This is a genomic window from Adlercreutzia mucosicola DSM 19490 (assembly GCF_000422625.1).
Classification (GTDB): domain Bacteria; phylum Actinomycetota; class Coriobacteriia; order Coriobacteriales; family Eggerthellaceae; genus Adlercreutzia; species Adlercreutzia mucosicola.
In genome coordinates, this window is sequence record NZ_AUGK01000017.1 from 25,965 (window position 1) to 39,704 (window position 13,740).

The following is a 13,740-nucleotide window of genomic DNA, read 5'->3' on the forward strand; positions in this document are numbered from 1 at the left end:
CGTCGAAAAAACGGGTTTTGGAGCCCTGGCACCTCGCTCAAACGTCATTTCGGTCGCCTGAGAGCCCATGAGCCATCCCATCTCCAGGACGCCTTCCCCCATGTTTTACAAGCAGCACAGAAACGGCTGGCAGAAGGTGGGGCCGCACAGCGCGCAGCAGCACAGGGCGGAAGGGTCGCAGCCCCCCGAGAACCCGCGACGCTCGCTCTCCTGCTGATAGGCCCGGGCCCGAGCCCCGATCACCGCCTCAGCCTGGCGATAGTCGCCGTTGGTGGGATCGGCCTTGCGGGCGGCGCGAATCTGATCCACGGCCGCCACCGTGTTGCCGGCACCGTAGTTCGCCAGCGCCGCCAGGTAGTACCAGCGCCCGTTGCGCGCCTCCAAAGGCAACCCCGCCAAAACCGAGAGCGCCGCCCGATAATTGCCGGCATCGATGAACAGCACCGCTTGGCGCACCTCGGCCGAATCGGTGGCCGACACCTCGGGCCGCGGCACCGCGCTCGCCTGGGCCCAGCTGTTGAAGATATCCTCCCAGTTCACTTCCACCCACTGGTACTGATAGCCGCCCGGCCCGGTACCTGCGCTCCCGGCACCGCCGGCGAAGGGGTTGCCACCCGGCGCGCCGTAGCCGGTATAGCCCGGGTTGTAGGGGGCGCTGTAGCGGCGGCGAGCATCTTCCCGGGCGTACTTCTCGGGATTGGTGATGCGGTCGTAGGCCTCGTTGATCTTTTTCAGGCGCTCCTCGGCCTCGGGATCATCGGGGTTCAGATCGGGATGATTCTCTCGGGCCTTCTTGCGGTAGGCCTTCTTGATCTCGTCGGCCGAGGCATCACGAGGCACGCCCAGCACCGCGTAGGGGTCGTCAATCATGAAAGCTCCTAGGAAGAACGATGGGCCGCGTCGGGGTTGATGCTCATGGACTCGAAGCGGTTCTCCATCCATTGGTTGTCGAAGTGCTCGGCGCAGAACTGCTCGAGCGCGTTATCGGGCGTCACCCCCGCCAGCCGCGAGTACCAGCAGTCCAGCGCCACCAGCGTCATCACGCCGTTGAAGATCATCAGCACCGCGCACACCGCCGTGATGGAGTAGCGCCAGCGCCAGGGAATGAGGTTCACCGTGTGCAGCAGGGCCGGCAGGGCCAGCTTCACCCACACCACGCCGAGCGCACCCCACATGCACATGAACATGAAGTTGGTGCGCCCGTTGATGTTGAGGAAGGTGCCGGTGTAGTCCCAGGCCACCGCACCGAAGGCATATTCCATGAACCAGCTGACGAAGTACTCGAAGGCGCCTCCGATCACCGCGCTCACCAAAAACACCACGGCAATGGGCGCGTTGTGGAAACGGTTCAGGGCCAAAGTCATGAGCAGGGCCCCGAAGCCATAGATGGGCGAGAACGGGCCCCACAGAAGCCCGGCGCGATCCTCGTAATGACCGAAGTCCACCACGAGCACATGGTAGATGGACTCGATCACCACACCGGCCACACTCGCGATAACGAAGATCCAGAACAGGTTGAAGAAGTCCAGCTCGATGAAGCCCGAGCCCGATTTGTCCAAGCCCAGCGTGCCCTCTTCCATTTCCTCGCGGGTCTCCATGAGGCGCAGGCGGCGCTGCAGTTCGCGCTCGTCGGACAGCGAGGGATCCACGAACACGTGGGCCACCACGAGCACCAGGGCCGCGACACCCAGGGGCCACAGACCCTCGTTGATGCCGAACAACATAAGGTCGCAGGCGAGGGCCACCACCAGCGCGATGGCCATGGACTCGGCCAGAAGCCGCGCGCGGCGGCGCTTGCCGCGCAACAGGCGAATGCCGAGCACCACCGACGACACGATGGCGAAGCACACCGCCGCCGTCAGGATGAGCGACAAAATGACGGTAAGCATCGACTCGTCGCTGAACGAGCCCTTGACGAATTCCTGGCCCACGGCCAGCCACACCAGCACCACTTCAGGGATGAGCAGCGCGCCGCCCACCACCAGAAGCGCCCCGAATATCTTCAGGGCCAGCGGCGTGCGCGCCTGCCCGCTCCCAATGCCGGGGTCGGGCTGCAAGGGGGTTTGTTGAAGAAGCGTAGAATCCATGGCGCTATGGTATCATGACCCCCGAATTCAGACCTCAAGCCCACAACATACCCGTAAGATGGCACCAATCTGACACCCTTGCAGGCCGGGCCGAACCCTATGGAAAGGAGCGCCGGTGACTACCGAGCAGACCGACAGCGCTACCTGGTACCTCCGCATGTTCTCCTACCTGCTCATGTTGTGCGGCGTGTTCGGCTGCATCACCGGCATCGTCGTCATCTACCAGGCCTTCGCCGAGTCCGCGCCCACCGAGGCGACGCTGTCCCTTGCCATGCTGGCCTTGGGCGTGGCCGCCGTGGCGACGAGCGGCATCACCTTGGCCGCGGGCATCGTCGGGCGCATCGCCTCGCGCAATCCCCGCCGCTTGTCATCGCTCTACACTGTGGCTATGGCCGGCATCGTGGGCACTGTGGTGGGCCTGGGCCTGTGCTATGCCACGGGCGACGATCTGCCTACATCGCTCATCTTCAACCTGTTCCTTATGGGTATCTGTCTAGTGGTTACCAACAACCTGCGGAAGGACGCCGACCGCACATCCGCCTAAACTCTGGCAAATCTGCGCCCAAAGGCCTCCTGATCTTGTACAATGCACATCAAACGGCATTGGCCGCGTGGGGATGCGGCCGCGCTACTTTTCAGGAGGATTCATGACTGAACACGATCCACAGAAGGCCGCTCGCGACGCGGCAGCCGCCTTCATTCAGAGCGCCGGCCCTGAAGCGGCCCCCACGTCCGGCACCGCGGGCAGCCCGGCCGAAGCCGCCCGCGCGGCCAAGGAGGCCTATGGCGCCACCGAGGCGGCCCAGGCCCAGACCGGCCAGAAGAACCGCACCATCGCCGTCGTCGTCGGCGTGGTGATCGCCCTGCTCGTGCTGGCCGGCGTCGGCGCCTTCCTGTTCACTCAGGGCGTCTTCACCAAGGGTGCCACCCCCGAGCAAGTCCAGCGCGTACCGCTGTCCGACGCCCGCGTGATCGCCGCCTTCGACGAGGTCACCATGGAAGCCCCGGACATCACCCGTTACGCCTACGTGCCCCAAGACGCGCTCATCGGCCCCAAGTTCACCGACATCGTGGTGAACGAGCCGGTGGACCTGGGCGCCCCCAGCAACCAGATCGTGTCGTGCACCGCCACGGCCACGGCCGTGTTCAAGAACAAGGGCATCGAGATCGACGTCCCCGTCACGCTGCCCTTCGAGTATTCGGTGGAAGGCGAGACCTGGGTGCCCGGCGAGCTGACCCAGGGCGACCCCACGGCCATTCCCCTGGCCTCGGCCAGCGCCACCGAGATCGTGGACAACCGCAACGCCATCCTGACCGCCTATGATCCCACCTACGGCGAGGCCATGGCCGACGCCACGGTGGTCAGCACTGCGGCTGACCTCACCATCGACGGCGGCCCCATCACCATCGACCTGTCGAAGAGCGTCCAGCAGAAGCAGGAGGACGGCTCCACCATCGACGAGCTGCGCAACTGCACCGTGGGCATGACCGTGGCCTGGTCCAACGATCAGGGCTGGCTCGTCACCGTGACCGACGCCGGCGAGATCGACACCCAGACGAGCCGCATTCCCGATCCCAACGCCGCGGCGACGGTGGCCCCCGCCGACACCTCGCCCCAGAATCTGGGTGCCGTGAACTTCGGCGACACCATCGCCGTCGCAGGCACCCTGGAGGCTGTGGAGAACACCGGCGAGCTGGCCAAGGGCAACAACTACACCAACGGTGCGGCCAATCTGGACGCCGGCGGCTCGGTGCAGCTGGTGCTGCGCCTGACGCGCCCGCTGGACATGACGCTGAACGGCACGGCCTACCACCTGACCACCATGGCCGTGGCCCTGGGCCCCAACGTGACCGAGGATGAGAAGAACAGCCTCATTGGCCGCAAGGCCGACGTGAAGGGGCCGCTGGATGAGAACTTCCTCACCAACTGGTGCCCCGCCGGCATCAAGGCCATGGAGATCCACGTGGAGTAACAGGGCGGCGGCCAGTCTGCGCCGAGCAGGAGAGTTGGGGGGCCTCAAGCAATGGGTCGCGGCAGGCGGCCTAAAGGCCGCCCCTACGGCAGCGCGGTACGTTGGAAAGGATGTCGGCGTTGCAGACTGGAGGCCCTTTCGCAGGCGAGGGCTTCAGCCCTCCCTCCCCCAGACACAAGAAGAGCGACCCGCGCCACCAACGCGGGTCGCTCTTTTCATGCGAGCCGAGCTCGCTACTGCAGCGGCGCGCCCGGATTCTGGGGATAAGTAGGCGTAGTGGGCTGCACGGGCTGAGTCGGAGGCACCACAGGCGCCAAGGCCGTCCACTCGGGAGCATAGCGGGCCACCCAATGGCCGAGACCGCGCAGCGTAATCGTATTGGCCACGGTTTCAGCGATCATGGCCAGCACGTACACGACCAGTCCGGCAAGCAGCGCCGGGCCGAGAATGAAGCTCATGATGGCCAGCGCATCCGTCATCGAAGCCGTACCCACAGAGGACGACGACACGATAGAAGGCAGCGCGCCGCCCAGGCCCAGTAGCATGGCCACGAACATGATCACACCGCCCACGATGCCCACAACGAAGCTGACCACCAACCCCGGCACCAGCGTCACCAGCAGCAGCTGACCGATGTTGCGCTGGGCCACCTTCCAGAGATCCTTCACGTTGAAGCCATCACCGATGCTGTAGCCCATGATCATGCGCATCTGCATCAGCGCGATAACGGCCATGGCCGCCAGCGACAGAGCCATATAGACGAGCCATCCCAGAATGGGAATGATGCCCAGAATCATGCCGACCACACTCATGACGATGCTCACCGCCAGCGCGATCACAAAAGCGTAGAAGCCGAACTCGAAGTTCTTGCCGGTCACGCGCTGGACGGGCAGCGGCGTGCGGCCGCCGAAGGGAACCTCGCGGGCCCAGTGCAGCAGATAGCCCAGCACCACGAAGTTCAGAATGGGCACGCACATGATCAGGCCGAGCACCACAAGTTTGCCGACGTAGCCCGGCGTCGCCTTGATGTCGGCCCAGGCGGCGCCGAGGCAGCCCTGGGCGTACGCCGGCTGCGTCGGCTGCGGCTGAGGAGCCGTGTAGTTCATTTGATCCATGACGATCCTTTCTCTTCTGCGGGCAGCACCCGCCTCACCAGGGCGGCGGTCAGCTCGTTTCGCGCGAGAATGCGTCCGTCCGCGTCGTCGCGCCAAATGGCTGGCATCGTCGCGTCCCCATTGTGACAGCCCGAACTTACTGACGCACAATCAGTAGCGGAATCGTCATCTTTTCAGCAGAGAGCGGGGATCGCGGGCGAGCTGAAGCCCGCGGCCCTACGGAGCCTGCCGAGTTCCGTGTCCATGCCGGATGCCAAGCACTTGCAGGGGCGGGTTTCAGCCCGCCCGCTCAACCGCCCGTCGGCCGTCCGCTCGGCCTCCCCTTACGACAGCTCGCGCCTCTCCATAACCGTATAGGCGGGGCGAATGTTGCGCTTCACGATGCGGTAGCACAGAAGCGCGGTTAAGGGCATCCCCAGGCACAGCACGGCACCCACCTTGAAGGAGGCCATGGTGCCGAACAGGTCGATAATGGCCCCGGCCGTAGTGGGCCCGAAGGCCGCGCCGCAGGTGTAGCCGGCATTCAGCCAGGTGATGGCCTCGGTCAGACGGGCGTCGGGCACGGCTCGCTCGCACACGCCGTTGGCCACGATCAGCAGCGGCGAATAGGTGGCCGCCCCGATCAGCGCCACCACCATAAGCGAGGGTGCCGAATTGATGAAGAACATGGTGCCGAAAGACAGCCCCAAAGCGCAGGCGGCCACCACCAGCTGCTTGGCCAGGGGCGCCCGCAAGCGCACCATGCCGAACAAGAACCCCACAACCATGGACACCGCACCAGAGGCCATGAGCACGGTCCCGGCAAAATCGGGGCTGTGCAAATCTTCAGCCAGCGACACCGTCGCCGTGTCGAACAGACCCAAGAAGGCCCCGGCGAAGGCATAGATGATAAACAGCACCCGCACCGCCGGCGACGTGCGCATGAGGCTCTTCTTGGGCACCGAGCGACCCGCCCCCGCGCCCACCGCCGCCGGCTCGCCCTCCACCTCGGCAGCAGCAGTCTGCGCGCCCTCGGCCAGGTTGTCCGACCAGCCGGGCACCGGCTCGGTGGACTTCGACGCGCACAAGAGTGCCACGCCCACGGCAAAGGCGGCCCCACCTGCAATCATGCCCGCCGTCGGCACGATGGCCGCCGCCAGGGCGATGGAGATAGACGGGCTGAAGATGAACGCCATGTCGTCCAGCACGCTCTCGTAGGAGAACATGGTGCGCAGATCGGGAGCCGCCTCGCCCAGCTTCCCCGACCGAATCAGATAGGTCCACCGCGCACGGGCCATGGCCTGGGGGCTCGGGTAGAATCCCACGAGCAGCGCACCCACGAACAGCGGCCACACCGGTCCGTGCACTGCCGTGTTCCCCACTAGAACGACCAGGCCGAGCAGCGACACAGCGGCCGCCTTGGGCACCACGGCCGACTGCCCGCGCTCGTCGATGCGCTTGGACACCCGCGGCGTTACCACGAAGATGGACAGCGCGATCAGCGACGAGGCCAGCCCTGCCGTGAGAAACGAGTACCCCGACAGGGTGAGCATGGTCACCACGCCGATGTTCAGCATGGCGCCGAAGAAGCGCATGAGCAGGCAGGCGATGTCGAAGGCGTAGGCCGATCGCACCTGCAGCACCTTCTTGTACACACCGGGACTCACCGCCGCCATGACCTTCACCTCGCTTTCGTCCGTGCAATCCTCGACAAGAGACGCCCGGCCAACCAGCCGAGCGCACGTTATCAGGGTACCACGCCGCCCGCACCTCGCGGAAGGAGAACCCGCCAAGAAGCCGGCCGCCCCGTTGGACGCCCCCACAAGAGGACGGTCCTAGCCGCCAACTTGTAGTACCATAGGCGGCGAACTTTTCACCGAGCAAGCCTATTTCAAGGAGCATCACCTATGTACGATGGACTGACGAGCCCCGGCCGCAACGACGAGTGCTGGTGCGGCAGCGGCAAGAAGTACAAGAAGTGCCACCTCGATTTCGACGAGCGCCTGGAAGGGCTCTTCGAGGCCGGCGAGGACGTGCCGAGCCGCGATCTGCTGAAGACCGCCGCCGACATCGAGGGCGTGAAGCGCTCGGCTGCCGTGAACGTGGGCGCGCTCGATTACGTGGCCGAGCGCATCGGGCCCGGCGTGACCACCGAGCAGATCGATACATGGGTGCACGACTATACCGTCGAGCACGGGGCCATCCCCGCGCCGCTCAACTACGAGGGCTTCCCGAAAAGCGTGTGCACCTCCGCCAACGAGGTGGTGTGCCACGGCATTCCGAGCGCCGACGAGGTGCTCGCCGAGGGCGACATCGTGAACGTGGACTGCTCCACCATCCTGGACGGCTACTTCTCCGATTCCTCCCGCATGTTCTGCATCGGCGAGGTATCGCCCGAAGCCGCCGACCTGGTGCGCGTGACCAAGGAAGCCGTGGAGGAAGGATTGAAAGCCGTGAAGCCCTGGGGGCATTTGGGCGATGTGGGCGCCGCGGTGAACGAGTACGCGAAGGCCCACGGCTACACGGTGGTGCGCGAGTTCGGCGGCCACGGCATCGGCCTGGAATTCCACGAGGATCCCTTCGTCAGCTTCGTCACCGAGCCGGGAGAAGGCCCCATCATGGTGCCGGGCATGATGTTCACCATCGAGCCCATGATCAACGCCGGCGCCCAGGAGATCGACATGACCGACCCCAATGGCTGGACCGTGCGCACGGCCGACAAGTCGCTCACGGCCCAGTGGGAAGTGCAGATCGTCATCACCGAGGACGGCTACGAGCTGCTCAGCTGGTAAGAAGCCGCCGTCGAGCGCGGCAGAGGGACGCGGTTCCGGGGACGTCTGAGCGCCCCCTGGAGAACGCGATTGTTAAGCAATAGCTTCCCCTTCAGCATCAGCGATTACGGGATGGTACCGAGATGCGTGCGTTATCTTCGCTATTGCTATGATCGCGTTCGGAAGGGGATGAGCGCGAAGTCGGCCACGGAACCGCGTCCCTCTGCCGCGCTCGACACCGAAGCGTTGGCCTGACCTGGGGTTGGCAACCGCAGGGCGCTTGAAAATGATGCCGCAAGTTGGTGGATTCGGCTCGCCGGCTACCGTAGAGTGGAATGCGTCGACACCGCCTGACCGATCGCATATTCACCCCGAGAGGACCCGCTATGAGTTTCCGAGACAACCTGCAGTATCTACGCGCCACCCACGCCATGACCCAAGAGCAGCTGGCCATGATGGTGGGCGTGAGCCGCCAATCCGTCACCAAATGGGAGGCCGAGCGCGCCTACCCCGAGATGGACAAGCTGCTGAAGCTGTGCCAGATATTCGACTGCACCTTGGACGACCTGGTGACGGGCGACCTGACTGCCACCTCCCCCACCCCGCGGGCCCAGGCCGCCGCCGACGCCATGCGACAGAGCGCGGGCGGCCCGCCTCAGGACGTATGCGGCTACGACGAGCACATGCGCGCCTTCGCCAACCGCATCGCCGCGGGCGTGGGCGCCTTGCTGGTCGGCGTGTCGCTGCTCATCCTCGTCGGCACCCTCGCCGAGTGCTTCGCCCCGAACCTGGAGGCCCTGGGGCTCATCCCCCTGTTCGCAGGCATCGGCATCTGGCTCGCGCTTATCCTCCCCGCCATCTTCCGGCACAGCGAGTTCCAGCGCAACCACCCCTACATCCAGGACTTCTACACAGCCGACGACCGCCGCGAGACCCAGCGCACCTTCTCTATCAGCCTCGTGGCGGGGCTTCTCCTCCTGTTCGTCGGCGTTGTCGCCGCGAGCTTCTCCGACGGCCACGGCGCCCTTGCCGAGGGCATCGCCTCCGCCGCGATGGTGGCCCTCCTCGCCGCAGGCGCATGGCTCATCGTGCGCGCCTCCATCCTGCTGTCCCGCGTGAACGTCGCCAACTACAACGAGGCCCGCGAGCAAGCCATGGCCGAAAGCGACACGTGGAAGTACCTCCGCGAATCGGACGCAGCCCAGCTGCGCGGCTTGTACACCGACGAGCAGATCTGCGAGCTGTTGGGCATACCGAACGCCTCGGATGCGGAAATTGCCCGCGCCCGGGCGCGCCTGGAACGACGCCATCGCAAGAGCCAGCTCACGAGTGGTCTGTGCGGCATCATCATGATCATTGCCACCATAGTGGGCATGGCGCTGCTGCTCGTGCCCCAGTGGCACACGGCCTACTTCTGGATGGCCTGGTTCGTCGGCGGCCTTTTGTGCGGCGTGGTCGGCATCGCCGTGTCCACCTTCATCAAAGACGATCCCGCGGCCTAGGAAGCGATCCGGGCCCTTCGCACCGACACAGCACCAAGACCCACAGTGGCCGCCCCTTTTCACGGGGCGGCCACGGCTTCTGGCGAAACGATGGCGGAAATCCTACGGTCGCCATACGCTTACCGAGCGGCTCGGCGCAAACGGCTTGAGGGGTCCTATGCTGGGAAGCACTTGCTGACACCTTCCCCTGAGAGGAGCCACCATGGCTGAAAACACCAATCCGGCGCCCCCGGTCTCCGACGGCTACACCGCCGAGGGGCGCACCCTGGAACAGGAGTCCCTCGCGAGCACTTATCCCACCAATCCTGCCACTCCTATCAGCGACCCCGTCACCGCCGCCGCAGGCGATACGAGCGAGATGCTGGGCGAGGTCCTGCAATCCCAAGCATTGAACCCCCTCGAACCGGCCGTGACCAACGATCCCGTACCGCTGGAGGGCGCGGCGAGCGCCGGCGCCGTGGCTGGGGCGGCCGGGGCCGAGTCGACGACGGCCGCTGCGGCTGCACCCTTCGTACCGCCCACCCAGGAAGGCTACGGATTCCAAGGTCGCGCCATGGAGCAGGAGGCCCTGAATCAGGCCTACCCGGGCCAGCCCATCCGCACAGAACAGCCCGCAATGCCCTATTACGCCGCCCCGCAACCCCCTGAGGCCGGATACGGCGCGCCGACGGCTCCGTCCTCGGTCGCCGCCTCCCAGGCGGCCTACCAGGCGGCCTACGGTGCACCGAGCGCCACTTCGGCAGCCGCGTCGGGAACCGCCGCACCGGTGCCCCCAGCCTATACTCCCCAAGCTGCCGTTACGGCCGCAGCCCTGAAGAAATCGCGTGAGGGCCTCGACCCCCAGCGCATCTTCCTCATCTGCGGCATGGCCGTCGGCGCCATCATGATCGTATTCGGCCTGTGCATGCTGGCCTTCTACACCCCCGCTGAAATCAGCGAGTTCTACGATCCGTCGCACTTCGGCGGCAACCAGGCCTTCACCAATGCCGGGGCCACTGCCGCCCAGGTGCTGAAGGCCGGCTTCTCCATGCTGCTCATCGGCCTTGGTGCCGCCGACATCTGCGCCTTCGGTGCCAAACTCACCAAGCGCGCCTGCAAGCCCCAGCTTGACCGCTAAAACGCCGTCCCGCCCCGGAACGCGATCCCCCGCGCGCCGTGGCGAAGGGCAGCTCTGCGGCATGGCGCTTCCGTAGGGCCCCCAGACTGGCCGCCCCCGCCCGGGAGACCCCGGGGACCCTACGGAGCATTCGCCACTTCGACCCACCCTCCTCTGCGGGGCGCTCTTCCTTCGCATCGCCCCCTCCTCAAACCGCTGAAGAGAAAAGTAACGGTTGAAGTTTTTGTTTTGCTTTTTCTATGATGCTGGTATAATGGTTTCCAACTTACGAGGAAGCTCACAAGCTTCAAATAGATGAGGGTTCTGTTTTTGGAGGGGACAGAACCCTTTGTCTTTTCTCGGGGCCATGGTTTGCAAGGCGCTCCTCTGGATGAAGAAGCCCAAAGACGTGCTCTGCTCGAGAGCAGGCGCCTTCAGCGCCAAGCACGAGCCAAGGCGCGGATGCCGGGGGCAATGAGGCGATGGGAAATGGCAGAGTAGCCCATGAGCAACGTTCCTGGCTGCGCTTTCTTCGCGTCAACCCAATAAGGATGTGAAGGATACACCCGCACGCCCTCCTCAAGTCCCAAGGCTATCAGCTCCTCAGTTGGACGAGCATCGTCCACATGGAGCCACAGATGCAGTCCCGCTCCTTCTCCGTCGATGGCAACCTTATCGCCGAAGGCCTCATGGAGCGCCCCTATGAGAAGTCGTTGGGACGTGCGATGGTACTTCACCTGCCGCCGCACGTGCTTTTCATAGAAGCCATTCCCGAGCATAACGCCCAGGGCTTTCTGCGTGACCCATGAGACAGGACACCAGTACGACCTCATTCGATCGCGGTAAGGCCCTACAAGCTCAGGAGGCAGTACGAGATAACTCACCCGCATAGCCGGCGAGAAGGCCTTGGAAAATGTGCCCGTGTAGATGACGCATCCGTAGCGGTCCAAGGATTGAAGCGAAGGTATGGGACGCTCCTGGTATCGGTATTCGCTATCGTAATCGTCTTCGAGGATAAAAGCCCCCTGGGCATGGGCCCATTCAATAAGCCGCATCCGATCCGCGTAGGACATGATACGCCCCGTGGGAAACTGATGGGAAGGGGTCACGAATACGATCTTTGCGCCGCTGCGCTCCAAATCGCCGAAGAACGCCTCGCTTGACGACACATCAAGCGAGGCTATCGAGAACCGGTTGCTTGCAAGCACCTGCGCCACACCGGCAAAACCCGGCTGCTCGATAGCGACAATATGGCGCTCAGGATCGAACAGGTGCATGAGCCGCTCAATGCCGTCCCGCGTTCCCGATTGGATGGCAATCTGCCCGGCCGAGCACCGCACGCTGCGGGCGCGGCCAAGATAGCCGCTCAGAGATTCGCGCAACGAGAGCAACCCGAACTCGTCGGAATAATCGTTGGAACCCTCTAGGGAGCACAGCGCCTCCCCCACCGCCTTGCGCAGCGCTTCAGCGGGAAACAGCTCCGTTGGAAGGCTTCCGTAAAAGAAGTCGTAGGGAACCGGGGGGTCTGCGGGGGCCTTGAGCATCTCTGCCAAAATGCCCTCCGAACGCTCGGGCCAATCGGCCCCGCATCCTTCCGTCGGCATAGCCGGATCGACGTAATAACCCGAGCGGTTCCGGGACACGACATAGCCCTCGGCGTAGAGCTGCTGGTAGGCCTTATCCACGGTGTTGCGCGAAACGCCCAGCTCTTCCGCCACATAGCGCACCGAAGGCAACTTTGCGTCGGGCTCGTAAATGCCGCGCACAATGTCTTCGCGCAAGCCCTCGTACAACTGGACGTAGGCCGGTGTTGCCGAACTTCGCTCAATGGAAATCATGCCCGCCCCCTCTTCTCGGGTCTATTGTAAGGCGTTTTCCGCTCGCGAGCCATCTCCCTGCACCAGGGTGCTCGCCACCTGGGCGAGCGCCGCATAAGCCGAAGACGGCTCCTGTGCCGACAGGCGAACGGAGAACGTGCCGATCCACCGCCCCACGTGCTCGCGCAGAAACCTCTGCCGAGTCCCTCTCGCACGGGTAACAGCGGCGTCGTCCCCCTCGCTCAGAGCATAGAGCTCTTCCCGGCACAGAGCTGCCACGAAATACAACTCCGTAGCAAGAAAATCTTCGGAGACCCGCGGATAACCCTGAACGCGGTATCCGAAGGATGCGTAGAACTTTCGCACCGACAAGGTGTCACGGGAGAACAGCCCCCGCGAGCCGGCCGTGTGCGCCGATTCCCAAGGAGGCACCGGCAAGACGCCAGGGCCGAGGAACAGCCTTGTGTATTCGGGGCGAGACAGGGCCGCCGCCAGATCGGAGCGCCGCAGATCAGAATCGAGCTCGCCGCATTTCTCCACAGCCCCCGCTTCCACCAGGCATCGCCAAGCCTGCGCCGTCAGCGGCGACGACAGCGCTTCCCGCAAGGCGTCATCGGGCTCTTCGGCGAACACGCGGGCAAGCAACTGGTAGAGGTAGTGGCGCGCGGCCGCCTGCTCGGCAAGCGCTTCGGTCTCGATCATGTCGGCATGAGCGATTTCCATCATCACTCCTTTGACGAAACGGGAATCGGCCGTGCGGCAGCCGAGGACAAGACGCCTCGTCCGCCGCACGGCCCGAGGAGGGGTGCCTATACGGTAAACGCCGAGCCCTCGTTCTCAAGGGCAACGGCCTTCGCCCGCATAATCAGCGAGGGGGTCGTCTCGCTAGCGGAAGGCATGCACGGCAGCTCGGACACGCATTCCCCGCCATACTGGGCGCGCAGCTCCTCGATATCTCCGAACCTCAGCGCGCGCATGGTGCAAGCGGCCACGCAGACAGGGTCTTCCCCCTGCTCGCGAAAGCCGAGGCAGCCATCGCATTTCTGCACGATCTTCAAATCGTCGCGGAACTGCGGCGTCCCGTAGGGACATGCCTTCACGCAAGACTGGCAGCCGATGCACACCTCGTCGTCGTGCTGGATGGTACCATCCGCCTCGTCCACGGCCATGGCGCCGGCGGGGCACACCTCAACGCAGGCCGGCGACTCGCAGTGGTTGCACCCCAAGCTCACGTGAAACATGGACGCTTCGGGATAGGCGCCGCCCGTCAGGCTGAACACCCGGCGAAACGACACCCCCAACGGGACATCGTGAGCCTCGATGCAAGCCGCCTGGCACGTACGGCAGCCAACGCAGGCGCTCTCGTCGAAATAAAAACCTTTTCTCATGGCAATCCCCTT

At 64.7% G+C, this 13,740-nt stretch carries 12 protein-coding genes; 5 read left to right on the plus strand and 7 right to left on the minus strand.

The features are described 5' to 3' along the window. Positions 1-105: 105 nt before the first annotated feature. Together G503_RS0110025 and G503_RS0110030 are read right to left on the minus strand one after the other, a co-directional pair. Positions 106-870 carry a DnaJ domain-containing protein gene (locus G503_RS0110025; RefSeq protein WP_028027464.1) on the minus strand — a complete coding sequence of 255 codons (765 nt, stop codon included), beginning with the start codon at positions 868-870 and terminating at the stop codon, positions 106-108. A gap of 8 nt (positions 871-878) precedes the next feature. Continuing rightward, positions 879-2,087: a putative ABC transporter permease gene (locus G503_RS0110030; protein WP_051191121.1), complete on the minus strand. Its 1,209-nt coding sequence runs from the start codon at positions 2,085-2,087 to the stop codon at positions 879-881. A gap of 115 nt (positions 2,088-2,202) precedes the next feature. Here G503_RS0110030 and G503_RS0110035 point away from each other — a divergent pair, with 115 nt between their 5' ends. Both G503_RS0110035 and G503_RS0110040 read left to right on the plus strand, forming a co-directional pair. Continuing rightward, positions 2,203-2,631: a hypothetical protein gene (locus G503_RS0110035; RefSeq protein ID WP_028027466.1), complete on the plus strand. Its 429-nt coding sequence runs from the start codon at positions 2,203-2,205 to the stop codon at positions 2,629-2,631. Positions 2,632-2,734: 103 nt separating this feature from the next. Continuing rightward, the gene (locus G503_RS0110040; protein ID WP_028027467.1) at positions 2,735-4,060 is read left to right on the plus strand and encodes a hypothetical protein; all 1,326 of its coding nucleotides are present in this window, start codon (positions 2,735-2,737) and stop codon (positions 4,058-4,060) included. 233 nt (positions 4,061-4,293) lie between these two features. Here the strand turns inward: G503_RS0110040 and G503_RS0110045 are convergent, their stop codons facing one another. Then, on the minus strand, positions 4,294-5,175 hold the full coding sequence (locus tag G503_RS0110045) for a DUF4013 domain-containing protein (protein WP_028027468.1): 882 nt from the start codon (positions 5,173-5,175) through the stop codon (positions 4,294-4,296). A 323-nt stretch (positions 5,176-5,498) separates the two neighbouring features. Continuing rightward, positions 5,499-6,830, minus strand: coding sequence for an MFS transporter (locus tag G503_RS0110050; RefSeq protein WP_156891995.1), 1,332 nt, complete (start codon positions 6,828-6,830; stop codon positions 5,499-5,501). A 231-nt stretch (positions 6,831-7,061) separates the two neighbouring features. Here G503_RS0110050 and map point away from each other — a divergent pair, with 231 nt between their 5' ends. The 3 genes from map (at position 7,062) to G503_RS0110065 (ending at position 10,544) form a co-directional block, all read left to right on the plus strand. Next, positions 7,062-7,946: a type I methionyl aminopeptidase gene (gene map / locus G503_RS0110055; RefSeq protein ID WP_028027470.1), complete on the plus strand. Its 885-nt coding sequence runs from the start codon at positions 7,062-7,064 to the stop codon at positions 7,944-7,946. Positions 7,947-8,311: 365 nt separating this feature from the next. Further along, positions 8,312-9,427: a helix-turn-helix transcriptional regulator gene (locus G503_RS14765; protein WP_051191122.1), complete on the plus strand. Its 1,116-nt coding sequence runs from the start codon at positions 8,312-8,314 to the stop codon at positions 9,425-9,427. Between the two features lie 202 nt (positions 9,428-9,629). Beyond that, positions 9,630-10,544 (plus strand): hypothetical protein, encoded by a 915-nt coding sequence (locus G503_RS0110065; RefSeq protein WP_028027471.1) that lies wholly within the window; start codon positions 9,630-9,632, stop codon positions 10,542-10,544. 413 nt (positions 10,545-10,957) lie between these two features. Here the strand turns inward: G503_RS0110065 and pdxR are convergent, their stop codons facing one another. The 3 genes from pdxR to G503_RS0110080 form a co-directional block, all read right to left on the minus strand. Continuing rightward, positions 10,958-12,361, minus strand: coding sequence for a MocR-like pyridoxine biosynthesis transcription factor PdxR (gene pdxR / locus G503_RS0110070; RefSeq protein ID WP_028027472.1), 1,404 nt, complete (start codon positions 12,359-12,361; stop codon positions 10,958-10,960). A 21-nt stretch (positions 12,362-12,382) separates the two neighbouring features. Further along, a complete protein-coding gene (locus G503_RS0110075; protein ID WP_084636521.1) occupies positions 12,383-13,066 on the minus strand; it encodes a TorD/DmsD family molecular chaperone in 684 nt (227 codons plus the stop codon). Positions 13,067-13,149: 83 nt separating this feature from the next. Next, on the minus strand, positions 13,150-13,728 hold the full coding sequence (locus tag G503_RS0110080; protein WP_028027474.1) for a 4Fe-4S dicluster domain-containing protein: 579 nt from the start codon (positions 13,726-13,728) through the stop codon (positions 13,150-13,152). Positions 13,729-13,740: the final 12 nt, after the last annotated feature.